The organism is Kitasatospora sp. cg17-2 (assembly GCF_054031055.1).
Genome location: NZ_CM132923.1, coordinates 813,354 through 835,423 on the forward strand (window position 1 = coordinate 813,354; position 22,070 = coordinate 835,423).

Consider the following 22,070-nt stretch of genomic DNA (forward strand, 5'->3'; position numbering starts at 1 on the left):
CATCCGGCCGACATCTCCCGGACATGGATCGGATTCGATCCGCGCGAGGGCTTCGATTGCGCCGGAGAGCGAGCTAAGGTGCTCGCACCCCTCACCCACCCCGCAGACGTCGGAGCCGCCCGTGTACGCCGCCCAACGCCACGACGCCATCCTGCGGCGGCTGCGGCGCCGGGGTTCGGTCCGGGTGGTCGACCTGGCCGAGCAGCTCGGGGTCTCGGTGATCACGGTCCGCCGGGACATCGCCCTCCTCGACGAGCGCGGGCTGCTGGTGCGGGTGCACGGCGGGGCGATGCTGCGCAAGCCGGCGGAGGGCGCGAAGCGCGGACGCAAGGCGCCGACCGTGTCACGGCTGCGCTCGATCGGCATGCTGGTGCCCTCCACCAGCTACTACTTCCACGAGCTGGTCCTCGGCGCGCAGGCCGCGGCGGACGTCCAGCGCATGCGCCTGATACTCGCGATCTCCGGCCAGGCCATGGACGGCCCCACGGCGGACGGCCCCGCGGTGGGCGACCCTGCGGTGAACGGCCCCACGGCGGACGACCCCACGGCTGGCGACCCCGCGGTGGACGGCCCCGCGCCGGCGGACACGGACCGTGACCGGCAGGAGGTGGACCGCCTGATCGGACTGGGGGTGGAGGGCCTGCTGCTGACCACCACCGCCGGGGCCCCGGCACCGACCTGGCTGAACGACCTGACGGTGCCCTTCGTCCTGGTCGAACGCCGCCAGCCGCTCGAACTCGACCCGGTGGAGTACGTGGCCTCCGACCACGAGTACGGAGCCTTCCTCGCCTTCCGCCACCTCGCCGCCCGGGGCCACCGGCGGATCGCCGTCTTCACCGAGCGGACCCCGACCAGCCCGTGGATCCACGCCGGCTACCGCACCGCGTGCCGGATGTTCGGGCTCGACCCCGGCCTGCCGCAGGTGGACGGCCCCGCCGGTCCCGGGACGCTGGAGGCGTTCCTGGAGGCCGCGCTGGCCGCCGGCGCCACGGCGGTGCTCGCGCACCCGGACGACAAGGCCGTGCTGCTCCTGCAGTGGCTCGGCGCACGCGATCTGAGCGTCCCGGACGACGTGGCGATCGTCTCCTACGACGACGAGATCGCCGCGTTCGCCGACGTACCCATCACCGCGGTCGCCCCGCCGCGCCGCGCCATCGGGCACACCGCCGCCCAACGTCTGCTGTCGCTGCTCGCCGCCGACCACCGGCCGACTCCGGGTCACATCCACCTGATCCCGGCCCTGCACGTCCGGGACTCCACCGACCGTCGGATTGACCGCTTCTGATCGGTTCGCCACGATTCCTGGCGATCTGCGGCTCGGTGCTCCTAGGGTGCGGTCACCCTTCCCCACCCGGAGGTTCACCATGGATCTGTCCCGCAGACGCTTCCTCCTCGTATCGGCCCTGGGCGCAGCGGGCGCCGTCGTCCTGCCGAGGCTCCCCGCCTTCGCCGCCGGCGACCAGTACGACCAGCTCCGCGACCGGATGAACGCACTCCCCGCGCTGCCCGCCGGGACCGCGCCGTTCACCGCCCGCCTCGCCTCCCTCGGCACCGACGCCGCGGCCACCCGCACCGCGATGGCCCCCACCACCGGCTCGCTCTGGCCCGACCTCCCGATCGGCTCGGTCTCCGCCAACGTGACCGCGAGCTTCGGCCGACTGCGCCAGATGCTCGACGCCTACCGCTACCCAGGCACCGGGCTCACCGCGGACAACGGCCTGGCCACCGCGATCGTCACCGGCCTGGACTGGATGGCCGCGAACGCCTACACCCCCACCGGCAACAGCTACGACAACTGGTGGGACTGGCAGATCGGCAGCCCCCAGGCCTCCATGACCCTCACCGCCGCCCTCTACGACAGGCTCACCCCGCAGCAGATCACCACCTTCACCGGCGCCGTCGACCGCTTCGTCCCCGACTCCAAGGTCGCCTCCTACACCGCGTCCAGCACCGGCGCCAACCGCGTCGACCTGTGCCGGGTGTACGCGATGCGCGGCATCGTCGGCAAGAGCTCCGCGAAGCTGGCGCTGGCCCGCGACGCGCTCTCCCCGGTCCTGCCGTTCGTCGTCTCCGGCGAGGGCCTGTACCGCGACGGCTCGTTCGTCCAGCACTACACCGTGCCCTACATCGGCCACTACGGGCTGATCCTCTTCGAGGGGATCGCCGAACTGCTCACTCTGCTCAAGGGCTCCGCCTGGGCCGTCACCGACCCGAACGTGCAGAACGTGCTCGGCGCCGTCGACACGGCCATCGCCCCGTTCGTCCACAACGGCCTGGTGATGGACTCCGTCGCCGGCCGCTTCATCGCCTGCGGGGCGCCCGGCCTGGCCACCAACTACGACGACCACGTCCGCGGGCAGGAGGCGATCATGACCGTACTCGCACTCGCCGACGCCACTTCCGACGCCACCTCCGCCGCCCGCTGGCGCTCGATGGCCAAGGGCTGGCTCCAGCGCGACACCTACGCACCCGCGCTGGACTACCCCTTCACCAACCTGCCGCGACTGGCCGCGTTCAAGGAGGTCCTCGACGACACCTCCGTCACGGCGACACCCGAACCCGTCGGCCACCGCGTCTTCGGCCCCGCCGACCGGGCCGTCCACCGGCGCGCCGGTTGGGCGTTCGCCCTCGCCATGTCCTCCAACCGCACTGCCTTCTACGAGGGCAACAACAACTCCACCGGCCAGAACCTGCGCGGCTGGCACACCGGCTCCGGCATGACCTACGTCTGGCAGGCCGCCTCTGGAGGCGGCCAGTACACCGACCAGTTCTGGCCCACCGTCAACCCCTACCGGCTGCCCGGCACCACCGTCTCCACCAAGGCCCTCGCCGACGCCGCCGGCGGCGGCTACCCGCCCCAGCTCCCCGCCAACTCCTGGGCCGGCGGCGCCACCGACGGCGAGTTCGCCGTCCTCGGCCAGGACACCCGCGGCGTGCAGTCCAGCCTCACCGCCCGCAAGTCCTGGTTCTGCCTCGCCGACGGCGTGGTCTGTCTGGGCGCCGGCATCAGCGCCAGCGACGGCGTCGCCGTCGAGAGCATCGTCGACAACCGCAACCTCGGCGCCACCGGCACCAACACGCTCACCGTCGGCGGAACCGACCAGCCCACCACCCTCGGCTGGTCGCAGAGCTTCGCCAACGCGGGCTGGGCGAACATCGCCGGCACCGGCGGCTACGTGTTCCTCCAGAACACCACCCTCAAGGCCCTGCGCGAGCAGCGCACCGGCAAGTGGAGCGACATCGCCAAGTACGGGCCGACCGATCCGCAGACCCGCCGCTACCTCACCCTGTGGGTCGACCACGGCACCAACCCGAGCGGCGCCGGGTACGCCTACCTCCTGCTGCCCGGCGCCTCCGCCGCTGCGACCGCCGCCCGCGCGACCAGCCCCGGCATCACCGTGATCGCCAACACCTCCTCCGTCCAGGCCGTCACCGACACCGCGACCGGGGTCACCGCCGCCAACTTCTGGGCAGCCGGGACGGCCGGGCCGATCACCGTCTCCGCCCCCTGCTCGGTCCTGGTCCGCGAGAGCGGCGGCAAGCTGACCGTCGCGGTCGCCGACCCCACCCGCGAGGCCGCCACCGTCACCGTGACCGTCAACCGCAACGGGTACACCAGCGCCACCGGCGGCCCCGGCATATCCGTCCTCGGCCTCGACCCGATCACCGTCGTCGCCGAGGTCGGCGGCACCCTCGGCGGCACCCGCACCATCACCTTCGGAAGCGGCTCCGCCGTCACCCCGGTCCGCTCCGTACTCCTCCCCTGCACCGCCGACGCCTACATCCGCGACGGCTCCTACGCCGATACCAACTACGGCGGCGACAGCCAGATCGTCGTCAAGAACAGCACCACCGGCTACACCCGCCGCGGCCTCCTCGCCTTCGACATCTCCACCGTCACCGCCACCCCCAAGCGCGCCGTCCTCTGGGTCAACGGCCGCACCGACGAGACCACCGACACCCAGGCCACCCTCACCGCCTACGGCGTCACCGCCACCTGGAGCGAGGGCTCCGTCACCTGGAACAACCGGCCCGCCCTGGCCGGCTCCCTCGCCAGCGCACCCGTCGGTGACGTCCCGGACTGGATCCCCCTCGACGTCACCTCCCACATCGCCGCCCGCCGAGCCGCAGGCGCGACGACCGTGACCGTCGGACTCGCCCAGGACGCCCCCGACCCCCTCGTCACCCTCACCCCCCGCACCGGAACCGCCGCCGACCGACCCGTCCTCGAAATCCTCTACTGACACCCCGCCGGGAACGGGCACGCCTCCCGTTCCCGGCTCCCCGATCCACGGACGGCACAGCGACAACCACCACGCTCCCGTGTCCCGATGCGTCCCCCATCGCACCGGGGCACGGGCCCCCGCCACTCCCCGGCCAACCGCACCACCCGAAGGAACCGGTGAACAGCCATGCTCCGCAACGGACTCGACCCCTGGCACCTCCTCGTCGTGATCGCGGTACTCCTCGTCCTGTTCGGCTCCGCGAAACTCCCCGACGCCGCCCGCTCCCTGGGCAGGTCGATGCGCATCCTCAAGGCCGAGACCCGCGCACTGCGCGACGAGCACGGGACCGCCACCACCCCCGACACCCCCACCGAGCCCGTCACCGCAACCCCCCGCACCGACCGGACAACCGGGGCCCGCACCCCCCGGCCGGGTACTCCCCGGACGCCGTAACGTCTGCTGAGCCTCGGCACCGGCACCGGCAACGCCCCATGCCCACACTTTCTCGGTGATCCATCAGCCGAAGCGTAGGTCGCCCGCCGCGCCCGCACACTCCTCCAGGGCCGGGCAGGTCGCCGACCGACTCCAGACCGCTGCCCGCACCGCCCAGCTGATAAAACCGCCGCAACGGAGTCGACGACGCCATCAACTACCTGCACAGCAAAGGGCGCTACCTGCGCTACGACACAGCCCTCGCCCCAAAGCCAGCAGATCGCTACCCGCACCATCGAGCGTGCATGCCGCCACCTGGTCAATGACCGCCTCGACATCGCCGGAGCCGGCTGGGGCCTCGCCTGCGCCAGACCCGCGCTCAAGCTCCGGGCCAAGGGGCGCCACCGCGACGCGGTCACACCCTCGCAGCCTGACCGGCAGCACCCTTCACATCTGCAACGTCACAGATAGTCCTTCGTCAGCCGCACCTCGCCGATGCGCGGGAACACCGTGCCGACCGCCACCTCGTGTTCCTCCAGGGTCGGCGCAGACATGGCGTCGGCGACGAATTCGAGTTCGTACCCGAGGTCGCACGCGGCCCACGCGGTCGACGCGACGCCCATCGTCGTCACCAGCCCCGCCAGGACGATGGTGTTCACGCCGGCCGCGCGCAGTTTCTCATCGAGGCCGGTGTCGTGGAACGCACCGATCGTCCGCTTCACGACGACGACGTCGCCGTCCTGCTCCAGCCCTTCGGCCAGATCGCTGCCCGGCGGCTGCTCATCGACGCCTGGACGCTCGACGCGGACGAGCACGACGGGAGAACCCTCCGCGCGCAGCGCGGCGGCGAGGTCACGGCAGCGCACAAGCACGTCCTCGCCGGAATGCGGCGCGAGTGGGTTGGCGATGATGCGCGGCATGAGGTCGATCAGGACGAGCGCTCGGGTCATGTCGTCACCCTACAGACCGCGGCCTCACCGGTCAGGGCCCGCTCGGTCAGGCCCCCTCGGTCAGGCCCGCTCGGTCAGGGCTGCTCGGTCAGGGCTGCAGCTGTCAAGGTCAGGTGCTGGTTCAGGACAGCGACCGCGGTGTCGGCGTCGCGGGCGAGCGCCGCCTCTTCCAGGGCGCGGTGCTCCTGGACGCCGTCACGGCCGGGGTTGCGGTGCGCCGACCAGCGGCGGGCGAGCTCGCTCGCGGTCCACAGCCGGTCGAAGGTCTCCAGCAGGGCGTGGTTGCCGCACCCCTCGAGCAGCGTGCGGTGGAAGGTCCGGTGCGCCTCGGCCCAGGCCGCGGTGTAGTACTCGCCCTTCTCCGGCTCGAACGGTGGCGTGCGGACCAGGCGATGGTGGGAGGCCCGCACCCGGGCCTCCCAGTCGAGGTCACCGCGCTCGATGGACATGCGCAGGACGGCCGGCTCGATGGTGCGACGAGCTTCCGCGATCTCCTGCCAGCGGCGGTCGGAGAAGGACGGCACGGCGAAACCCCGGTTCGGCAGCCGGTCGGCGAGCCCGTCGCCGACCACCCGCACGAGCGCCTCGCGCACCACGGCCAGGCTCACGCCCTGCTCCCTGGCAAGGTCCTGGGGCTTGAGGGGAGCTCCGGGAGCGTAGTCCCCGCGCATGATCGCGTCCCGCAGATGTGCGTAGACCTGCTCGGAGAGCATCAGCCTCCCCGGCGGGGCCGAGGAGTGGAACGTCTGCGTCATGGGCCCATCCTAGACGATCTCCGAATAATCGATTATTACTGTTAGAGTCGATTCACCGGCCAGGGCGTACCCGCCGGCACGGCACGACCGATCCGTCAGGGCGGAACCAACTGCCCGACGGCACCGCCCGATTCCCGGAGGAACCGTCCCGATGCAGCACCTCCGTCCCCTCCCCGGCTCCGCCCGCACCGACGGCGGCCCGGTGGACCTCGACGCCGTCCGCACCGTCGGTCGCGCCGTCAGCGCCGCCCACCTCTTCATCTACCTCGTCCCCGAGACCGCCGAGGAGGCGGCCGGGTTGGGCGTGACCGACCGCGGGCCCGCCCAACTGGCCTTCAGGTCCGCCCCGCTGGGCGCCGTACCGTGGCAGGTCACGCTCGCGGCCTTCTACAACTTCAGCCCGCGGGCCGTCCGAGCCATGACCGGTGTGTGGAGCGCCGCGCCGCCTGAGAAGTGGCAGGCCGCCCGGTTCGCGGCCGCCGGCCGAGCGATGCGGCGCGTCGGCCTCCGACTCACCGACGGCCGTCTCGCCGAGGCGCGCTCACTGATCGACCCGATCGTCACCGGCGCCGACTACGCGGGCAAAGTGTTGGCCGCCGCCAACGCCTCGGTCGCGCTTCCCGCCGATCCGGCCGTCGCCCTCTGGCAGCAGATCACCGTGGCGCGCGAGTGGCGCGGCGACGCCCATCTCGTCGTCCTGGCGAACAACGGTGTCGGGCCGTGCGAGTGCCTCGTCCTGCACGCCGCGACCGGCCGCCTCCCGGTGGCGCTCGCGCGGACGACCCGTCAGTGGAACGACCAGGAGTGGGACGCCGCCACGACACGCCTGGTCGCGCGCGGCTGGCTCGACTCCGACGCCGTACTCACCGACGCCGGACGTGCGGCGCGCGAGCGGATCGAGGTGGAGACCGACGAGCTGTGCGCCGCCCTGTGGGCACCGATCGGCACCACCGGCGCCCGCCGCCTCGCCGAACTCATCACACCGATCACCGACGCGTTCGCCGCGGCCGGGACGTTCCGGACCACCGGTCGCCCCGACGTCGACTGAACACTTCGTCCTGCTGCGGGTCCGCCTGGCCGCGCGACGCCCCGAACCGGCCGACCACGTCGCGATCCCGACGCGGCCCGGCCACTCGAACACGACGCCGTTCGAGGACTTCCCCAGCTTCATGGAGGGCGTCGAGCAGGTCACCCAGCTCGACGACCGGCACAACCACTGGACGACCTAGGTCGCCGACGTGACAAGCGAGTTCGACACCGAGATCGTGGACCAGTTGGCGGAGGCGATCGGCGCACCACGGTCCGCCTGGCCATCGAGGCGGCCGGCGCGGTCGCATCAGCCCCGGAGGCCGACAACAGTTCCCGTGGTGGCGGAGCGGCGGTGCCGCCACCGCCGCCCAGCGGATGACCGACGGCCGACTGCAGGACGGCGCCACCGTCGTCCTCGTCGAATGGCACCCCGGACCCGACCTCCCGTCATGACCGGTCCCCACCCGGAGCGGCCTCGATCCGACCGCCCGACCGGCGGGCCGTCGCTCCTCCGGTGGTCGCGGCCGCAGCACTTCCGGAAAAGGTCGGGCGTACCCTCACGGGCAGCCCGGGCCGAGGCGTTCCGGTGGTGTTGTGCCGGCTACCAGCAACGAGCCGCCCGCGAAACGCCGGATCACCGCCGGCGGACCGCTGCGGCTCGTCGCAGGCCAGGACACCCGGACCGCAGGAGTCAGTTACCGGGTGAGGTCGGGGGTGCGATGGTCCAAGCCGGAAGGGTGGGGAAAACGGCTTCGGCAACGCGGTGAACGGTGGCGTCGTCGACGGGTCGGCCGTCGTTCCGGAAGACGGCGATCTCGAAGGTCCGACCGCCGGGAATCCCGGGGGCCTGTGCGGCGATGAGGTGCTCGACGCGGGAGCCGATGCCGAGGAAGCCTGCCTTCCCCTGGGCGTCGGACCCGAAGGTCATGGCGTCTGTGCTGTAGGTCTGTGCAGGGTGGTCCAGAAGGGTGACCGCGTGGGGCAGGTAGCGAGGCGTGTCGGCTATCTCCTCGACCGTGGTGGAGCTCTCGGTGAGGGCGACGACATAGGTGCCAAGGCGTACCTCCGCCATGGCGGCGCCGAAGGCGAACGGCGCGGGTTGAGCAATGGAGACGCGGTCTTTCGGCGTACCGAGCAGAGCAGGCAGGTCGGGTCGGTTGAGCGCCGCGCACAGGGCCGCGTAGCCGGGTGGGTCCGTCGGCCGGGCAGCCACGCATGCGGCCGGCGGTTCGGCCTGTTCCGTGCGAGCGACGGTCATCACCCACGCGGCTCCGCCGAGTCCGGCAGCCGCCAGTGCGGCCGTCGTCACTGTGGCCCCGGTGTTCCTGCGAGTCTTGCCGGCTGTCAAAGACGACTCCGTCCCGTACGGCTCGACCACCGCGATTCGGGGATCTGTTGAGCCGGCATGATCATAGGATGCGGGCCGTACGGGCACCTCCGTTTTTTCGCGGAGCCGTCCCGGCCGGAGGGCCGAACCAGCGGACAGACAGCGGACAGCGGGCTGGGCCACCCCTCTGCCGTCGAGCTGCCCGCTCCGCGACACCGCGGTCACCGATAGCCGGCGGGCCACGGGCTGCGCCTGCGGTTCGCCGACTACTGCGCCGGGGCGGGCCGTCCCCACCCCCGGCCAACCGGTCGAGGCACATCCTCAAGGCCGAGACCCGCGCGCTGCGCGAGGACGACCGGACCGTGCCCATCCCGGACACCTCCACTTCACCCGTCACCGCAACCCGCCGCACCGACCTGGCGCCCGAGGCCCACACCCTCCAACCGGGCGGGCCCGGAACGCGGTGACCGCTCGCCGGACACAGCCGCCCGGCCGCATCCGGCAGTCCGCACCGCTCTTCACGGACCCGGTGTCATCGATGATCAGCACACCGCCCTCGGCGCCGAGTTGCTCGGCGACGGAACGGCCCGGCCTTCAGCGGAGTGCGGGGGTGTGCGTTCGCCGGGCGTGAGCGGGAGCTGCGCGCACTGCTGGACGTGGCGTCCGAGGGGCGCTCGTCGGTGGTGCTGGTGGAGGGCGAGGCAGGGATCGGCACGTCGCGGCTGGTCGCCGAGGCGTCGACGGTGCTGTCCGGGACCCCGCCTTGCCGCTCCTACCTGCATCCAGTACTCGGCCCGCCCCCGCGCGACGGTTACCTCGAAGACCGGGGCCCGAGGGAGGCTCGGGCAGTGCAGCGCGCGGCCGTGCGGCCGTGCGGGCCGGAACCGATGCCGATCACGTTACGGACATCGGCCCCGTCGGCACTCGGGTCGGCGGCCGTGAGGGGTCAGCCCTCCGTCCGCTGCTCGGCGTCGATCTCGGCGACGAGGCCCTCGATGAGGCCCTTGATCTCGTCGCGGATGGGGCGGACGGCCTCGACGCCCTGGCCGGCCGGGTCGTCGAGCTTCCAGTCGAGGTACCTCTTGCCGGGGAAGTACGGGCAGGCGTCGCCGCAGCCCATGGTGATGACGTAGTCCGACGCCTGGACGGCCTCGGTGGTGAGGATCTTCGGCCTCTGGTCGGAGATGTCGATGCCGAGCTCGGCCATCGCGGCGACCGCGGCAGGGTTGACCATCTCGCCCGGGACGGAGCCGGCGGAGCGGACCTCGACGCGGTCACCCGCGAGGTGGCGCAGGAAGCCGGCGGCCATCTGCGAGCGGCCGGCGTTGTGGATGCAGACGAACAGCACGGAGGCGATCGGCGCGGTGGTCATCGTGGGCGCTTCCTTCGGTTGGTGCGGACTTCCGTGCCCGGGTGCGGGCCGGTCACGGAGGCGGGGCTACTTCGACCGGGTGGGGACGAGCTCGGCGAGCAGGGCCTGGACGTGGGAGCCGCGCACCCGCTCGAGCGGGGCGCCGTCCGGGTCGGGTACCGGCCGGTCCAGGTAGCGGCGCCCGGCCGGCAGGGGGCACATGGGTGGCGGCCGGGAGGAAGGGGGCTCGCTTCGCGGGCCCGGCACGGGTAACGTATCAGCCCATGGTGACATCAGTCGACAGTGACGTATTGAAGGCTCTGGCCGATCCGCTCCGGATGCAGATCGTCGCCCTCCTCGCCACGGAGGCGCTGTGCACGACGCACCTGGTCGAGGAGACCGGCGCCCGACAGACGAACCTGTCGAACCACCTGAAGATCCTGCGTGACGCCGGGCTGGTCGACACCGAGCCCTGCGGGCGCTTCACGTACTACAAGCTCCGCGCCGACGCCCTGGAGGCCGTCGCGGCGGAGTTCGCCGGGCTGGCCGCCACCGCCCGCGAAGCCGCCGCGGAAGGCCGCAAGCGGTCCTGCTGAACCACCCGGCCCAACCCCCCTGGCGGCCGTTCCGCCCTGCACGAGGAGTACCCCGTTGATCGCCATGGACGAGGCCGGACCGGACGTCACCGACGCGGAGCCGCTGGCCGTCGAGCCGCCGGCGGTCCCGCTGCCGAACCGGGTGGCGGCCGAGCTGGTCGGCACCGCCGCCCTGGTCGCGGTCGTCGTCGGCTCCGGCATCCAGGCCACCGAACTCACCCAGGACGTCGGCCTGCAGCTGCTCGCCAACTCCACCGCCACCGTCTTCGGGCTCGGCGTGCTGATCCTGCTGCTCGGTCCGATCTCCGGTGCCCATTTCAACCCGGTCGTCACGCTGGCCGAGTGGTGGACCGGCCGCAAGGACCCGGGGGGCCTGGGCCCGCGCGAGGTCGCCGCCTACATCCCCGCACAGATCGCGGGCGCCATCGGCGGGGCCGTCCTGGCGGACGCGATGTTCGGCGAGGCCCTGGTGAAGTGGTCCACGCACGACCGCTCCGCCGGGCACCTGCTGCTCGGCGAGGTCGTCGCCACCGCAGGCCTGGTCCTGTTGATCTTCGGCCTGGCAAAGACCGGCCACCTGCGGTCCGCCCCCGTCGCGGTCGCCTCCTACATCGGCGCGGCGTACTGGTTCACCTCCTCCACCTCCTTCGCCAACCCCGCCGTCTCGATCGGGCGGGCGTTCACCGACACCTTCGCCGGGATCGCCCCCGCCTCACTGCCCGGCTTCGTCGGCATGCAACTGATCGGCGGCGCGCTCGGCCTGGCCCTGGTCGCGCTGATCTTCACCCACCGCGCCAAGGCCGTGTCGAAGTGAGCGGGGCCCGACGCGTCCAGGTCCTCGTCGTCGGGGCCGGGCAGGCCGGCCTCGCCGCCGGGTACTACCTGCGGCGCGCCGGCCTCGATTTCGCAATCCTCGACGCCGCCCAGGCTCCGGGCGGCGCGTGGCAGCACTACCGGGAGAGTCTTCGCCTCTTCTCCCCCGCCGCCTACTCGTCCCTGCCCGGCCGACCGATGCCCCACCAGGGCGGGCAGGACTACCCGGACGCGGCGCACGTCGTCGACTACCTCACCGAGTACGAGAAGCGCTACGGGCTGCCCGTCCACCGCCCGGTCCACGTCCGTGCCGTGGAGGAGGCCGCCGACGGCGACCTGCTGGCCCGCACCGACGACGGCACCTGGCACACCCGGGCAGTGATCAGCGCGACCGGATCCTGGTCACGGCCGTTCGTCCCAGCTGTCCCCGGCCGGGAGCTGTTCGCCGGCCGGCAGCTGCACGCCCGCGAGTACGACCGTGCCGAGGACTTCGCGGGGCAGCGGGTCGTCGTGGTCGGCGGCGGCAACTCCGGCGCGCAGATCGCAGCCGACCTGCTCGACAGTGCCGCAGCCGTTCGTTGGGTCACCCGCCGCCCGGCCCGTCTCCTCCCCGACGAGATCGACGGCCGCGCCCTGTTCGAGATCGCCACCCGTCGCGTCCGAGCGGACGGCCCGCGCATCTCCGACCTCGGCGACATCGTCGCCGTCCCTCCCGTCCGCCGGGCCCGCGACGCCGCGCTGCTCGCCGACCACCGCATGTTCGCCGCCCTCACCCCGACGGGCCCGCTCCTCCCCGACGCCACCGTGTGGCCCGCGGATGCCGTCATCTGGTGCACCGGATTCCGCCCCGCCCTCCACCACCTCGCCCCGCTCGGCCTGCGCACGGGCGAACGCGGCCGCATCGCCACCGACGGCACCCGGGCCACCACCGACCCTCGCGTCCACCTCCTCGGCTACGGCGACTGGACCGGCCCCGCCTCCGCCACCCTCATCGGCGTCGGCCGCACCGCCCGCCAAGCGGTGACGGACATCGCCCACCACCTCGGGCCCGGCGCTCGCCGATGATCGGCAGCAGCGGATGGGGCAACTGACCCTGTTCGGCGGCCTGTCGGACCCGCCCGCCCCGTGTCCGCTGTGCGGGTCATTCGACGACCGGGCTGCGGCGCTCGATCAGCACCACGTCCCGCCAGCGACCGTGGTGGCGCCCGCTGCGCTCGCGGGTCCCGATCACCCGGAAGCCGGCCCGTGCGTGCAGGGCGAGGCTGGCGGTGTTCTCGGGGAAGACACCGGACTGGATCGTCCAGATTCCCGCCGCCTCCGTCGAGACGATCAGCGCCTCCAGCAGCAGGCCGGCCACACCCCGACCCCGAGCGTCCGGGTGCACGTAGACGGAGTGCTCGACCACGCCCGCGTACGCGCAGCGGTCGGAGACCCGGCTCGCAGCCACCCAGCCCAGCACCCGCCCGTCGCCCGAGACCGCGACGAAGCGGTGCCCTGGCAGTCGAGCTGTATCGAACGCCTCCCATGACGGAGCCGCCGTCTCGAAGGTCGCGTCGCCCCCGTCGATCCCGGCCTGGTAGACCGCGAGCACCTGTCCGCCGTGGTCGGCGGTCATTGGCACCACGGTGAAGTCCTCGCCCATGCGCCCGACCCCTCTCTCGCGCGAAGAGCCGGTGCCTCAGCCCGCCGCAGCGGAGAGCATGCCGGCCATGGCGGTGAGGACTCCGGGCTCGACCCGGTAGTAGACCCAGGTACCGCGCCGCTCGCTGGTCAGCAGTCCGGCGTCCCGCAACTTCTTGAGGTGGTGCGAGACCGTGGGCTGCGAGACGCCGACGTCCTGGATGTCGCAGACGCAGGCCTCGCCGCCCTCGTGCGAGGCGACCCGGGAGAACAGCCGCAGCCGCACCGGGTCCGCGAGCGCCTTGAACATGGCCGCCATCCTCACCGAGTCCTCCTCGGACAGCGGGGCGGAGGTCAGCGGCGGGCAGCACGGGGCGGCCCCGTCCGTCTCCAGCAGCGGCAACGACACGGTGTTCGACATGCATCAATATTTACATCCGCCGAATCAGCACGGAAGCGCGGCGGACCACCGACCCATGGCATCGACAGTCTTCTATGTTGACGTTTGTCTAATCAGGTGCCACGCTGGCCGCGCAAGCAGGACATCGACAAACGTCGAATCAGAGGGAGTGACCACTGTGAACGCCTCCGCCGCCGAACAGCTGCCCGTCGTCGTCATCGGGGCCGGCCCCGTCGGCCTCGCGGCCGCCGCCCACCTGGCCGGACGCGGCATCGAACCCCTGGTGCTGGAGGCCGGCCCGAGCGCGGGCACGGCGGTGCGGGCCTGGTCGCACGTGCGCCTGTTCTCGCCGTGGGCCGAGATCGTCGACCCGGCCGCCGAGAAGCTGCTCGCCCCGACCGGTTGGATCCGCCCCGACGGCGCCGCCTACCCGTCCGGCGGTGACTGGGTACAGCGGTACCTCCAGCCGCTCGCCGACGTCCTCGGCGAGCGGGTCCGCTACGACGCGCGGGTGACCGGGGTGGCCCGGGCCGGGCGGGACCGGATCGTCGACTCCGGCCGTGAGGAGCAGCCCTTCACCGTCCACATCGAGCGTGCCGACGGCAGCGAGGAGCGGCTCCTGGCCCGGGCGGTGGTCGACGCCTCCGGCACCTGGTCCACCCCGAACCCGCTCGGCGCGAACGGCCTGCCCGCCCTCGGCGAGCGCGCGGCCGGTGACCGGATCTCCTCCCGCGTCCCCGACCTGCGTGACCCCGTCGTCCGGGCGCGGTTCGCGGGCAGGCGCACCGCCGTGGTGGGCACGGGGGCCTCCGCGTTCACCGCCCTCGCCCACCTCGGCGATCTGGCCGAGGAGGAGTCCGGCACGCACGCGGTGTGGGTGCTGCGGCGCGACCTCACCGGCTCCACGTACGGAGGCGGCGAGGCCGACCAGCTGCCGGCCCGGGGCGCGCTCGGCCTGCGCGCGAAGAAGGCCGTCGACGACGGGCACGCCTCCGCCCTCACCGGCTTCCGCACCGCCGCCGTCGAGCCCGAGGGCGACCAGCTCGTTCTGGTCGCCGAGGACGGCCGCCGTAGCGAGCCCGTGGACCAGGTCGTCGTCCTCACCGGCCTGCGCCCCGACCTGTCGTTCCTGTCCGAGGTCCGCCTCGGCCTCGACGAGCGCCTCCAGGCCCCGACCGCCCTCGCACCACTGATCGACCCCAACCAGCACTCCTGCGGCACCGTCTACCCGCACGGCGCGAACGAGCTCTCCCACCCGGAGAAGGACGTCTACCTGGTCGGCATGAAGTCCTACGGCCGCGCGCCGACCTTCCTCGCCATGACCGGCTACGAGCAGGTCCGCTCCGTCGCCGCCGCCCTCGCCGGCGACCACGAGGCCGCCGCCCGCGTCGAGCTCACCCTCCCCGAGACCGGGGTCTGCGGGGGCGCCGGCCTCTTCGACGAGCCCAACGCCGCCCAGGACGGCGGCGGCTGCTGCTCGGTGCCCGCCGCGCCGCACCTGATCACCCTCGGCGCCGTCGGCTCCGGCTCGTCCTGCTCCACCACCGGCGGCGGATGCTGACCGACCGCCAACCGGCCGGGGCCGCCGTCGGACCACAGGACCCGCGCCGGCCCCGCGCCGCGGATGCCGCCCGGGGGCGCGCCTCGGCCTGGTACGCGAATGCCGCCCGAACCTGAATCGGCGAACCCGAACCCTCGGGGAGAAGTCCGGCGCCACGACGACGGAAAGCCCGCGAAACAGTGTCAGCGTGGCACGGTTCACCGGCCGATATCGACGCGGTATCCGGCGGGGGTCAGTGATACAGCGCTCGAAGGAACCCTTGAGCAGCCACCAGGAGACTCGAGCCGACCTCGCGACCACCGAGGTGACGGACACCGTGCCGGGCCTGCGGACCCACATGTTCCGAGGCGGACACGCACGCGTTCGCGCAGGCTGCGCTCATGCGCGCCCGACCTGCAGCGATCGGGTGTCCTGAATCCACCGTCCCGGAGAAAGCCGACCAAGTCCGCACTCGCAGGAAGCTCGGCTCCCGTGGCGGGCGCCCGCCGAAGATCGACAGGGACGACTGCAAGGAGCGCCATGCGGAGGAGTGCGGAATCAATCGCCTCAATCGCCCTCCAGCGGTGGCCACGAGGTAGGACAAGCTCGCCGTCCGCCACGGGGCGACCGCGCCGGTCACAGCCATCAACGCGTGGCTGTGACCAGCACGGTGGCGACTGTCCTCAGTGGACGCAGAACTCGTTGCCGGCCGGGTCCTGCAGCACAGTCCAGGTGAGGCCCGGGATGCTGTGCTCGCCGACGACGCTCGCCCCCAGAGCAACCAGCCGCTCCACCTCCCCCGCCAGGCCCGTGCCGGGCGCGGCGGCGAAGTCGACGTGTACGCGGTTCTTGCCCCGCCGCTCCTCGGCCACGCGCTGGAAACCCAGTGCCAGCGGCTGAGCTCCGACGATGACGAAGTCGCCGTGGTCCTCGGCGATCTCACCTCCCAACGCAGTGGCCCACCACTGGGCCAGCTCCTGCGGTTCCGCACAATCCACCGTAATCATCACTGCTGCCAGACTCATGATCGGCACCCTAGTCACGACCACTGACAATCATCGGCATCAGCCGTTCGCAGAACTGCAGCCAACGACCGTCGAAAGCTGCCTTGGACGCACTCGGGTGGCCGTGACCAGCACGTCCACAACAGGACCTGAATGTCGAGGGGCCTCGGCTGCCGGTCCGGCGCACCTCGCGGCCGCCGACCGGACGGTCAGCGTTGTGGTTGCGGGCGTCGGAGGTCGGAGGACGGGTGGCTGGGTGCCGGTGTTTCGGCGCGGGTCCCCGTGCGACTGGAGGGCCGGCTCGGCCCGGGTGCTGGTGGCCTGCGGCTTGTCGGAGCGAACGGGAGTGGCAGCCAGTGCGCCGTGCCGGTGCGGCCGTTCGGTTCGCTGAGGGCGGTGCGGATGGTGGCGTCGTAGCGACGGCGTTCGGGCGCGGGCAGAGCTCGGCCGGCCTCGCACATCAACCGCATCGGGGTGGTCCCCGCCTGCTGGTAGGCGGCGCGTGGGTGGTCGGCGGACTGGCGGGAGGCTGCTGCCTGCTGGGCGTGGCTGCGGGCGGCGGCCAGGGCGAGCAGGACCATCGCGGTGGCGCCACTGCTTCAAGCAGGGTGATTGGGAGCCGCTACGGCAACGGCGTCGAGGGCCATCCGGAAGCTTCGATCGCCGTCCTGAACTGGGCCACTGGCTCGGATTCGGTGGTGGGCCACTTGGACCGAAGGGCCGTACGGCGCCGACGCGCCTGCCTCCCGGTGGCACGGAACTGCAGACGTTACGTCCGTCGAGTGCAGGTCACCTTCAGCGCGTCCACGGCTCCAGGAGCATCAGCGGGAAGTCCATCGTCGTAGGCGGGAAATTCCAGGGTCAGCTCGCCGCCCTTGTAACGAACCTTGGTCGTGCCGCCGAGGTCGTTCGCCCAGCCCCCGTTCAGTTTCAACTGGTCCGAGAACTCCTCGCCCACGCTCGACGGTGCCGATGGCACCGTGAAGGGCTGCCGCGGGCTCTTGCCGTCCCTGTCCATGGTCAGAACGAGACCGCTGTCGCCCGTTTCCCATGTCCCTGAAAGCTTGATCTCCCTGCTGGGCACATTGCTTGCCCAGTGCCCGTCAGCGCTAACGGTGACGGTCCCTGTGTGTCCGGTGTTCGAGCTGAAGTCCCACTCCCCTTGAGCGAAGGCCTTGAGCGCGTGGGCTTTCGGACCTCCGCCCGAACCACCTCCCGAACAGGCTGAGGCCAACGTCGCCAGCGTTCCGACCGCGAGGTACCGCAAGGCCGTCCGCCGGCCGACCAGTCGCGTGATCCCTGGCCCACCCATGTCAGATCCCCCTTCTGCAGGCAATCGAGAAGCGTAGCCAGCCGTGCAATGGGGCAACAGGGGGCCTTCAGTCGCAGGGAGAGGTGGCGCTCCTCGCTCGGCTCGCTCGATCGGGGGACGGTTCGCCGGCACAGCTCGCCAGCCCATTGAATTGATTTCACCATCGCACGAATGGCTCTCGAACTCGTTGCCTGAGTGGCTCCGCAACACCTTGTCGAAGACAGCGCCACCGTCCTCTGCACGTCCGCGCGCCGACCCGGCGTGGACGATTCCGCGGGCAGCCGCCGGGCTGCCGGGCGGAGCGCGCGGATGTCAGCGTTCTCGGCCCGGACGTGGCTGCGGGGTGGCGCGTCCGAAGGTGCGGGCGGCGTCTCGCAGTTCGGCGCGGGTCGCGGCCGGGGAGGTCTGGGCGAGCGCGTCGAGGAGTTCACCGGCGCCAACAAGCTGGGGCGGACCGGTCGGCGCCGGAGGTGCCGGGTGGGGTGCCGACGGTCCACTAGGCCACGCACCTGTCCTACCCGGCGGCCTTCTTGAGCTTCTCCTCGTACCCCTTCATCTCGGCATCCGAGCACGCGCAGCCCTGGGCGCGGGCGCAGGCGTCACCACTGTCGTCCCTCGTCACCTGCATCCCCGGCACCGACCACGTCGCCTTCGTCACGGCGGAGGCACCGGCCGAGCGATCGAAGCAGTACCGTGTCCGGCCGGCGCCGCCCTGCGGAAGTGGGCTCAGTCGAGGTACTGCATCGCGATCCGGCAGTGCGCGGCCCGCCCGCGCAGGGCCGGGTCGGCGCCCCCGGCCGGCACGGACCCGTCCTCGCCGGCCTGCTCGACGCGGGTCGGCCGGGGCACGGGAAGCGGTGCGCGGTCGGGCCGGTGGATGGTCGGGAGGGCGGGGTCCTGGGCGACCGCGTGCAGCGGTCGCACGACGGGGACGACGACCTGGGTCTCACTCATGGTGGACGCTTCCTTCGGATGTGGGTGCGCAGCACCGGGCCGGGCCCGCGGTTCCCGCGGGAACCCGCTACGTGCTCAGTGAAGCGGTCCTCGGCCCGTGGTCCGTGCGCGGACGCACGTCCTTGACAGCTTCCTGACGTCGTCCGTCACGAGGGGGACTGCGTCAACGTGGCGTCAAGGAAGGGGACAACCGGGTGATGGAGGCGGCAGGGGCCGGGGCGGCGCGGGAGCGGGCCGGGGTCCCGCCCCGGAATCCTGACGCCGGGCTGACGCCGGGCTGACGCCGCCGCAGGCCGACGGTCGCCATACTGGGAAGGTCGTGAGCGGTGCGTCCGGTGGAGGTACCGCTCCGGGAACGGGAGGGATCGTGGGCGCGGCGACCGGAGTCGCATCCGCCGTGGCGGTGTTCGCGGGACTGGGCGGCCTCGTCGCGTACCTGGCGGGCCTGGCGGGGCTGCGGGACCTGCGACGGCTGCGTCGGGTCGGGGTGCCGGGCCTCGCGCTGGTGCGCGAGCGCCTCCCCGGGCCGGAGGACCGCTCGGCCGTCTCCCGCCCGCTGCTGCAGTTCACCACCGAGGACGGCCGGATCGTCGAGGTGTTCTCCCCCGTGCCGTCGAGCCGGCGCACGCCCCTGGTCGACGGCTCGCACGTCCCGATCCGCTACGACCCGGCGGACCCCCGTCAGGTGCTGGTGGCGGGCCGTGAGCGCCGACGGCTGGAGTACGCCTTCCTCGGGCTCGGCTGCGTCATGGCGATCACCGCGATCCTCCTGGTGGTCCTGGGTGCGTGAGCGCGCTCCGACGGTTGTGCCGGAGGGCGGCCCGGGCGTTCCCTACAACTCCCTGACGCCTACGGTCCTTGCCCCCGGTCCGGGCGACTTGCCAGGGTGGAGGGTCCGAACGAGCCCGGTTCCGAAGGGAAATGACGTGACCCACCGCATCAGGTCCGGCCGGTCGGCCGTGCCGGCCCGCACCGCGACGCCCGCCCCCGCCCCGGCCGCGCATCCCGGATCCGCGCGGGCCGGTGCGACCGCCCGACCACTGCGCGGACCCGAGCGGCGGTCGGAACGGTGAGCACGCACGGGACCACCGGCGGCGGGTGCCGGGTACGGATCCTGGACGGCCTGCACGAACTGACCGTCCACACCCTCACCACGACGCCCGAGGGGTTCACCGTCACCTACTCCGTCACCCCGCCCCTGCCCGGCGACCTCCTCCCCCACACGCCCGGCGTACCGGCGCTCTTCCTCTGGCTGGAGGCCGTCGACGACCGGGGCCGCCACTACCTCGACTACGGCGGCGCCCACGGGCTCAGCGCGGACGGACTGCGGACCGACGGCAGCATCAGCGGTCGCCCCGCCGTGGGTGCGGACGTCGGTGTGCTGACGGTCCGGCTGGTCTTCCTGCGGGGCGGGACGGAGCAGGCCTACGACATCGCCTTCCCCCTTTCCCCGGAAGCCTGTTGAGGCTCCGGCGCCCCGAGCCTCAACAGGCGTCACACCAGCACGGTCCCGAACGGGTCGGTGCCCGACGTCCCCGCCCCGGTCCCGCCCGATCCGACCGGCCCGCTGTCGGTGGCCGGGGCGACCAACACCACTTCGTACGCCTCCTCGGGGTCGTCGGTGGCGCGGAATTCCTCGAAGACCTCCGGGACGCGCCCCGGGCCTCCTTGGCACGTCATTGACGTGTCGGCCGATGACCTTGACGCCGTCCTGGCGCGCACCGCGTCCGCGGCGGCCGAGGGCCCCCGTGCTGTGGCACATAGCCCTCGGCCTCGCCTGGAACGCACACGCCCGTCAGGCGAACTCCCGCACCCTGGGCCGGACTCCGAGCACAACCAGGGCGATCGCGGCTACCAGGAGTGCGCCGCCGAGGGCCGCCGCGGTGGCGTCGAGGTCGGCGTCCGTGGCGGCCACCGCTCGGTCCATCGCGTGCTGGTTGACCGCCTGGACGTCGTCGAGCGCCGTGGCGAGGAGGCCGAAGTCGGCGTTGGACTGGCCGGCGGCGAGACCGGTGTTGAAGGTGACGGCGTCCTTCAGCCTTCCCTGCGCGTTGAGTTCGCGGATCTTCCGGTCGTCCCGCTGGTAGGCCTGGAACGCCGTCAGTACCCGCTCGGCCGCCTCCTGCTCGCCGGCGAAGGTGATGTTCCGCAGCTCGTCGCCGAGGAAGCCGCCGAAGCCGATGGCGGCGTGGTCGGCCCGGTGCCTGTCCGCCAGGGCGGCGAGTTCGTTGTTGTAGCTGCCGAGGGTCGCGCCGTCCACCCGGGCGAAGGACTGGGTCTTGTCGAAGAAGCTCTGCTCGTACGCCGCCGCACGGGCCGGATCGGTCAAGTACCGGCTCTCGTCGGCGTTCAGGTCGTACGCCACCGCCCGGGCCCGGCCCAGCGCGATCACGGAATCGTAGGCATTGCTCTTCGCGACGACCAGTTGGTGCTCCGCCCGGGAGGCCAGGCTCAGCGCGGTGACCAGCCCAGCGAGGGCCAGCAGGGTCGCGACGGCCAACGGCACGTTCACCACCCGCCGGAACCGCACCGCCAGCACCCGCTGCAGGAAGCCGAGGGCCCACCAGCGCGAGCACACCGGTCACTAGGATCCACCACCACCCCGAACCGAGATCGCCCCGCTGGGCGCCGTAGATCCGCTCCACCGTGGCCGAGTTGGCGGTGGTGACCTCGTCCACCGCCGGCAGCCACCGCTGCCGCAGCAGGTCCGTCGCTTCCCGGTAGGCCGCGAGCGCCTCCGCCGACGGCTTCCCCGCCGGCGCCTTCGCCTGCTCCTCCAGCAGCTGCGCCCGGGCCACCCGGCCCTCGTAGCGGCCGAGTTCACCGATCACGGTCTGCACCGCCCGCTGCCCGGCCGGGTCCCCGACCACCGCTTCCGCGACCCGCTGCAGGTCGCTGTCGGCCCGGGCCCGACTGCGCTCGTACGTGTCCAGGGTCTGCCCGCGCGCGGCCGCGAAGTCCGGATCGGCGCCGAACAGCAGCAGGTTGGCCGCCTGGGCGTCCATGTCGTTGAGCGCGAAGTACAGGTCCGCCGAGCGCACCACCTGCGGTGCGGCACGATGACCGATGGTGTCGGTGCCCTCCCGCGCCCCGCCCAGCACGGTGGCGGTGACGGCTCCGGCGGTCAGCAGCGCCGCCAGGCAGACGCCGGTCAGACCTCGCACCAGACGCGGGGTGTGCCACCACGACCGGTGCAGCCAGCGGTAGGAGGCCCCTCCCCCTCCGAGTCTCCAGCGAGGTTTCCAGCGCGGTCTCCAGTGCCGGGGGGCGCGCACCGCGGGTGCCGGACCGGACGGTTCCGGGCCCGCCATCCCCGGCGAGCTCGTTCCCACAACAACCGATCCGCCCGACGTGGCCGTTGGCATCGCCGCGCGCCCCCCTCCCCTGTTTTCACTGGCCGCCGAAACGGCCCCGGAGGAACCGCCGGGGCTGGGATTCGGCACGGTCCGCCACCGGTCGTCGACCCCGGAGGCGAACCGTTTCCTCACTGCTGACGCTACGGCCGACCGGGAGCACTCCCGGCCGGTCCTGACGCTCCCTTGACGGCTGACCGTGCGGTCTTGACGCACTCTTGGCGCCGCGGCTCAGGGTCGGTAGCGGTGGCCGGTCCCGGGCCCGGTGACCAGATGGCGCGGCCGGGCCGGGACCGCTTCGAGCGTGCGCCGCATGGCCGCCAGATACATGTGGGGCGTCCGACCGTCCTCCTCCCCGGGCGCCCCGTTCCGGCATCGAAGTCCGGGATCTCCGCGGCCTCCGGGGCG

Annotated in this window: 23 protein-coding genes and 2 pseudogenes; 11 read left to right on the plus strand and 14 right to left on the minus strand. The window is 72.6% G+C overall.

Annotated features, from left to right (window positions below; translation table 11 throughout):
• Window positions 1-121 precede the first annotated feature (121 nt).
• From ACW14Y_RS03320 to tatA, 3 genes are all read left to right on the plus strand, one after another.
• Window positions 122-1,285, plus strand: coding sequence for a substrate-binding domain-containing protein (locus ACW14Y_RS03320; protein ID WP_456985805.1), 1,164 nt, complete (start codon window positions 122-124; stop codon window positions 1,283-1,285).
• Between the two features lie 79 nt (window positions 1,286-1,364).
• Window positions 1,365-4,244 carry a polysaccharide lyase family 8 super-sandwich domain-containing protein gene (locus ACW14Y_RS03325; RefSeq protein ID WP_456985806.1) on the plus strand — a complete coding sequence of 960 codons (2,880 nt, stop codon included), beginning with the start codon at window positions 1,365-1,367 and terminating at the stop codon, window positions 4,242-4,244.
• A 168-nt stretch (window positions 4,245-4,412) separates the two neighbouring features.
• Window positions 4,413-4,679: a Sec-independent protein translocase subunit TatA gene (gene tatA / locus ACW14Y_RS03330; protein WP_456985807.1), complete on the plus strand. Its 267-nt coding sequence runs from the start codon at window positions 4,413-4,415 to the stop codon at window positions 4,677-4,679.
• A gap of 440 nt (window positions 4,680-5,119) precedes the next feature.
• On the opposite strand, the gene ACW14Y_RS03335 is transcribed toward tatA, so the two are convergent.
• Both ACW14Y_RS03335 and ACW14Y_RS03340 read right to left on the minus strand, forming a co-directional pair.
• The gene (locus ACW14Y_RS03335; RefSeq protein ID WP_380440817.1) at window positions 5,120-5,608 is read right to left on the minus strand and encodes an isochorismatase family protein; all 489 of its coding nucleotides are present in this window, start codon (window positions 5,606-5,608) and stop codon (window positions 5,120-5,122) included.
• A 74-nt stretch (window positions 5,609-5,682) separates the two neighbouring features.
• Window positions 5,683-6,363, minus strand: a complete 681-nt coding sequence (locus ACW14Y_RS03340; protein ID WP_380306277.1) for a GntR family transcriptional regulator — start codon at window positions 6,361-6,363, stop codon at window positions 5,683-5,685.
• A 151-nt stretch (window positions 6,364-6,514) separates the two neighbouring features.
• Between ACW14Y_RS03340 and ACW14Y_RS03345 the strand changes: the two genes are divergently transcribed.
• Together ACW14Y_RS03345 and ACW14Y_RS03350 are read left to right on the plus strand one after the other, a co-directional pair.
• Entirely contained in the window at window positions 6,515-7,411 is an 897-nt protein-coding gene (locus ACW14Y_RS03345; RefSeq protein WP_402723754.1) for an SCO6745 family protein, read from the plus strand.
• A gap of 64 nt (window positions 7,412-7,475) precedes the next feature.
• Window positions 7,476-7,589: pseudogene (locus ACW14Y_RS03350) on the plus strand (SRPBCC family protein); the annotation flags it as partial.
• A 494-nt stretch (window positions 7,590-8,083) separates the two neighbouring features.
• On the opposite strand, the gene ACW14Y_RS03355 reads toward ACW14Y_RS03350, so the two are convergent.
• From ACW14Y_RS03355 to ACW14Y_RS03365, 3 genes are all read right to left on the minus strand, one after another.
• On the minus strand, window positions 8,084-9,013 hold the full coding sequence (locus tag ACW14Y_RS03355) for a DUF6215 domain-containing protein (RefSeq protein WP_456985808.1): 930 nt from the start codon (window positions 9,011-9,013) through the stop codon (window positions 8,084-8,086).
• A gap of 652 nt (window positions 9,014-9,665) precedes the next feature.
• Window positions 9,666-10,091: an arsenate reductase ArsC gene (locus tag ACW14Y_RS03360; protein ID WP_380306283.1), complete on the minus strand. Its 426-nt coding sequence runs from the start codon at window positions 10,089-10,091 to the stop codon at window positions 9,666-9,668.
• A gap of 66 nt (window positions 10,092-10,157) precedes the next feature.
• A complete protein-coding gene (locus ACW14Y_RS03365; protein ID WP_456985809.1) occupies window positions 10,158-10,292 on the minus strand; it encodes a hypothetical protein in 135 nt (44 codons plus the stop codon).
• Window positions 10,293-10,354: 62 nt separating this feature from the next.
• Between ACW14Y_RS03365 and ACW14Y_RS03370 the strand changes: the two genes are divergently transcribed.
• The 3 genes from ACW14Y_RS03370 to ACW14Y_RS03380 all read left to right on the plus strand — a co-directional run bounded on the left by ACW14Y_RS03370 (window position 10,355) and on the right by ACW14Y_RS03380 (window position 12,544).
• Window positions 10,355-10,666: an ArsR/SmtB family transcription factor gene (locus ACW14Y_RS03370; RefSeq protein ID WP_380306287.1), complete on the plus strand. Its 312-nt coding sequence runs from the start codon at window positions 10,355-10,357 to the stop codon at window positions 10,664-10,666.
• Between the two features lie 64 nt (window positions 10,667-10,730).
• Window positions 10,731-11,480 carry an aquaporin gene (locus tag ACW14Y_RS03375; RefSeq protein WP_456988043.1) on the plus strand — a complete coding sequence of 250 codons (750 nt, stop codon included), beginning with the start codon at window positions 10,731-10,733 and terminating at the stop codon, window positions 11,478-11,480.
• Entirely contained in the window at window positions 11,477-12,544 is a 1,068-nt protein-coding gene (locus tag ACW14Y_RS03380; RefSeq protein WP_456985810.1) for an ArsO family NAD(P)H-dependent flavin-containing monooxygenase, read from the plus strand. Before ACW14Y_RS03375 ends, ACW14Y_RS03380 begins: the two co-directional genes overlap by 4 nt.
• Before the next feature lie 76 nt (window positions 12,545-12,620).
• Here the strand turns inward: ACW14Y_RS03380 and ACW14Y_RS03385 are convergent, their stop codons facing one another.
• Both ACW14Y_RS03385 and ACW14Y_RS03390 read right to left on the minus strand, forming a co-directional pair.
• Window positions 12,621-13,121, minus strand: a complete 501-nt coding sequence (locus ACW14Y_RS03385; RefSeq protein ID WP_456985811.1) for an N-acetyltransferase family protein — start codon at window positions 13,119-13,121, stop codon at window positions 12,621-12,623.
• 36 nt (window positions 13,122-13,157) lie between these two features.
• The gene (locus ACW14Y_RS03390; protein WP_456985812.1) at window positions 13,158-13,520 is read right to left on the minus strand and encodes a metalloregulator ArsR/SmtB family transcription factor; all 363 of its coding nucleotides are present in this window, start codon (window positions 13,518-13,520) and stop codon (window positions 13,158-13,160) included.
• 157 nt (window positions 13,521-13,677) lie between these two features.
• On the opposite strand from ACW14Y_RS03390, the gene ACW14Y_RS03395 reads away from it, so the two are divergent.
• Window positions 13,678-15,060, plus strand: coding sequence for an FAD-dependent oxidoreductase (locus tag ACW14Y_RS03395; RefSeq protein ID WP_456988045.1), 1,383 nt, complete (start codon window positions 13,678-13,680; stop codon window positions 15,058-15,060).
• A 662-nt stretch (window positions 15,061-15,722) separates the two neighbouring features.
• Here the strand turns inward: ACW14Y_RS03395 and ACW14Y_RS03400 are convergent.
• The 5 genes and pseudogenes from ACW14Y_RS03400 to ACW14Y_RS03420 all read right to left on the minus strand — a co-directional run bounded on the left by ACW14Y_RS03400 (window position 15,723) and on the right by ACW14Y_RS03420 (window position 18,309).
• Window positions 15,723-16,064, minus strand: coding sequence for a VOC family protein (locus ACW14Y_RS03400; protein WP_380307854.1), 342 nt, complete (start codon window positions 16,062-16,064; stop codon window positions 15,723-15,725).
• A 748-nt stretch (window positions 16,065-16,812) separates the two neighbouring features.
• Window positions 16,813-17,061: a hypothetical protein gene (locus ACW14Y_RS03405; RefSeq protein ID WP_456985813.1), complete on the minus strand. Its 249-nt coding sequence runs from the start codon at window positions 17,059-17,061 to the stop codon at window positions 16,813-16,815.
• 519 nt (window positions 17,062-17,580) lie between these two features.
• Window positions 17,581-17,802, minus strand: a pseudogene (locus ACW14Y_RS03410) (mobilization protein); the annotation flags it as partial.
• 67 nt (window positions 17,803-17,869) lie between these two features.
• On the minus strand, window positions 17,870-18,013 hold the full coding sequence (locus tag ACW14Y_RS03415; RefSeq protein ID WP_456985814.1) for a hypothetical protein: 144 nt from the start codon (window positions 18,011-18,013) through the stop codon (window positions 17,870-17,872).
• A gap of 68 nt (window positions 18,014-18,081) precedes the next feature.
• Window positions 18,082-18,309, minus strand: coding sequence for a hypothetical protein (locus tag ACW14Y_RS03420; RefSeq protein WP_380307850.1), 228 nt, complete (start codon window positions 18,307-18,309; stop codon window positions 18,082-18,084).
• Between the two features lie 367 nt (window positions 18,310-18,676).
• Here ACW14Y_RS03420 and ACW14Y_RS03425 point away from each other — a divergent pair, with 367 nt between their 5' ends.
• Together ACW14Y_RS03425 and ACW14Y_RS03430 are read left to right on the plus strand one after the other, a co-directional pair.
• A complete protein-coding gene (locus ACW14Y_RS03425) occupies window positions 18,677-19,099 on the plus strand; it encodes a DUF3592 domain-containing protein (RefSeq protein WP_380307848.1) in 423 nt (140 codons plus the stop codon).
• A gap of 279 nt (window positions 19,100-19,378) precedes the next feature.
• Complete coding sequence (locus tag ACW14Y_RS03430; RefSeq protein WP_456985815.1) at window positions 19,379-19,774, plus strand: hypothetical protein; 396 nt, start codon at window positions 19,379-19,381, stop codon at window positions 19,772-19,774.
• A gap of 29 nt (window positions 19,775-19,803) precedes the next feature.
• On the opposite strand, the gene ACW14Y_RS03435 is transcribed toward ACW14Y_RS03430, so the two are convergent.
• On the minus strand, window positions 19,804-19,989 hold the full coding sequence (locus ACW14Y_RS03435; RefSeq protein ID WP_380443558.1) for a hypothetical protein: 186 nt from the start codon (window positions 19,987-19,989) through the stop codon (window positions 19,804-19,806).
• A 115-nt stretch (window positions 19,990-20,104) separates the two neighbouring features.
• On the minus strand, window positions 20,105-20,887 hold the full coding sequence (locus ACW14Y_RS03440; protein ID WP_456985816.1) for a hypothetical protein: 783 nt from the start codon (window positions 20,885-20,887) through the stop codon (window positions 20,105-20,107).
• Between the last annotated feature and the right edge of the window lie 1,183 nt (window positions 20,888-22,070).

What these genes read in the sequence shown, in the direction of transcription:
- ACW14Y_RS03360 (WP_380306283.1), bottom strand. Translation starts at nt 10,091, where the DNA reads ATGACCACCGCGCCGATCGCCTCCGTGCTGTTCGTCTGCATCCACAAC.
- ACW14Y_RS03370 (WP_380306287.1), top strand. Translation starts at nt 10,355, where the DNA reads ATGGTGACATCAGTCGACAGTGACGTATTGAAGGCTCTGGCCGATCCG.
- ACW14Y_RS03335 (WP_380440817.1), bottom strand. Translation starts at nt 5,608, where the DNA reads ATGACCCGAGCGCTCGTCCTGATCGACCTCATGCCGCGCATCATCGCC.
- ACW14Y_RS03340 (WP_380306277.1), bottom strand. Translation starts at nt 6,363, where the DNA reads ATGACGCAGACGTTCCACTCCTCGGCCCCGCCGGGGAGGCTGATGCTC.
- ACW14Y_RS03375 (WP_456988043.1), top strand. Translation starts at nt 10,731, where the DNA reads ATGGACGAGGCCGGACCGGACGTCACCGACGCGGAGCCGCTGGCCGTC.
- ACW14Y_RS03400 (WP_380307854.1), bottom strand. Translation starts at nt 16,064, where the DNA reads ATGAGTCTGGCAGCAGTGATGATTACGGTGGATTGTGCGGAACCGCAG.
- ACW14Y_RS03390 (WP_456985812.1), bottom strand. Translation starts at nt 13,520, where the DNA reads ATGTCGAACACCGTGTCGTTGCCGCTGCTGGAGACGGACGGGGCCGCC.
- ACW14Y_RS03325 (WP_456985806.1), top strand. Translation starts at nt 1,365, where the DNA reads ATGGATCTGTCCCGCAGACGCTTCCTCCTCGTATCGGCCCTGGGCGCA.
- ACW14Y_RS03405 (WP_456985813.1), bottom strand. Translation starts at nt 17,061, where the DNA reads ATGGACAGGGACGGCAAGAGCCCGCGGCAGCCCTTCACGGTGCCATCG.
- ACW14Y_RS03345 (WP_402723754.1), top strand. Translation starts at nt 6,515, where the DNA reads ATGCAGCACCTCCGTCCCCTCCCCGGCTCCGCCCGCACCGACGGCGGC.
- ACW14Y_RS03365 (WP_456985809.1), bottom strand. Translation starts at nt 10,292, where the DNA reads ATGTGCCCCCTGCCGGCCGGGCGCCGCTACCTGGACCGGCCGGTACCC.
- ACW14Y_RS03385 (WP_456985811.1), bottom strand. Translation starts at nt 13,121, where the DNA reads ATGGGCGAGGACTTCACCGTGGTGCCAATGACCGCCGACCACGGCGGA.
- ACW14Y_RS03435 (WP_380443558.1), bottom strand. Translation starts at nt 19,989, where the DNA reads ATGACGTGCCAAGGAGGCCCGGGGCGCGTCCCGGAGGTCTTCGAGGAA.
- tatA (WP_456985807.1), top strand. Translation starts at nt 4,413, where the DNA reads ATGCTCCGCAACGGACTCGACCCCTGGCACCTCCTCGTCGTGATCGCG.
- ACW14Y_RS03420 (WP_380307850.1), bottom strand. Translation starts at nt 18,309, where the DNA reads ATGAGTGAGACCCAGGTCGTCGTCCCCGTCGTGCGACCGCTGCACGCG.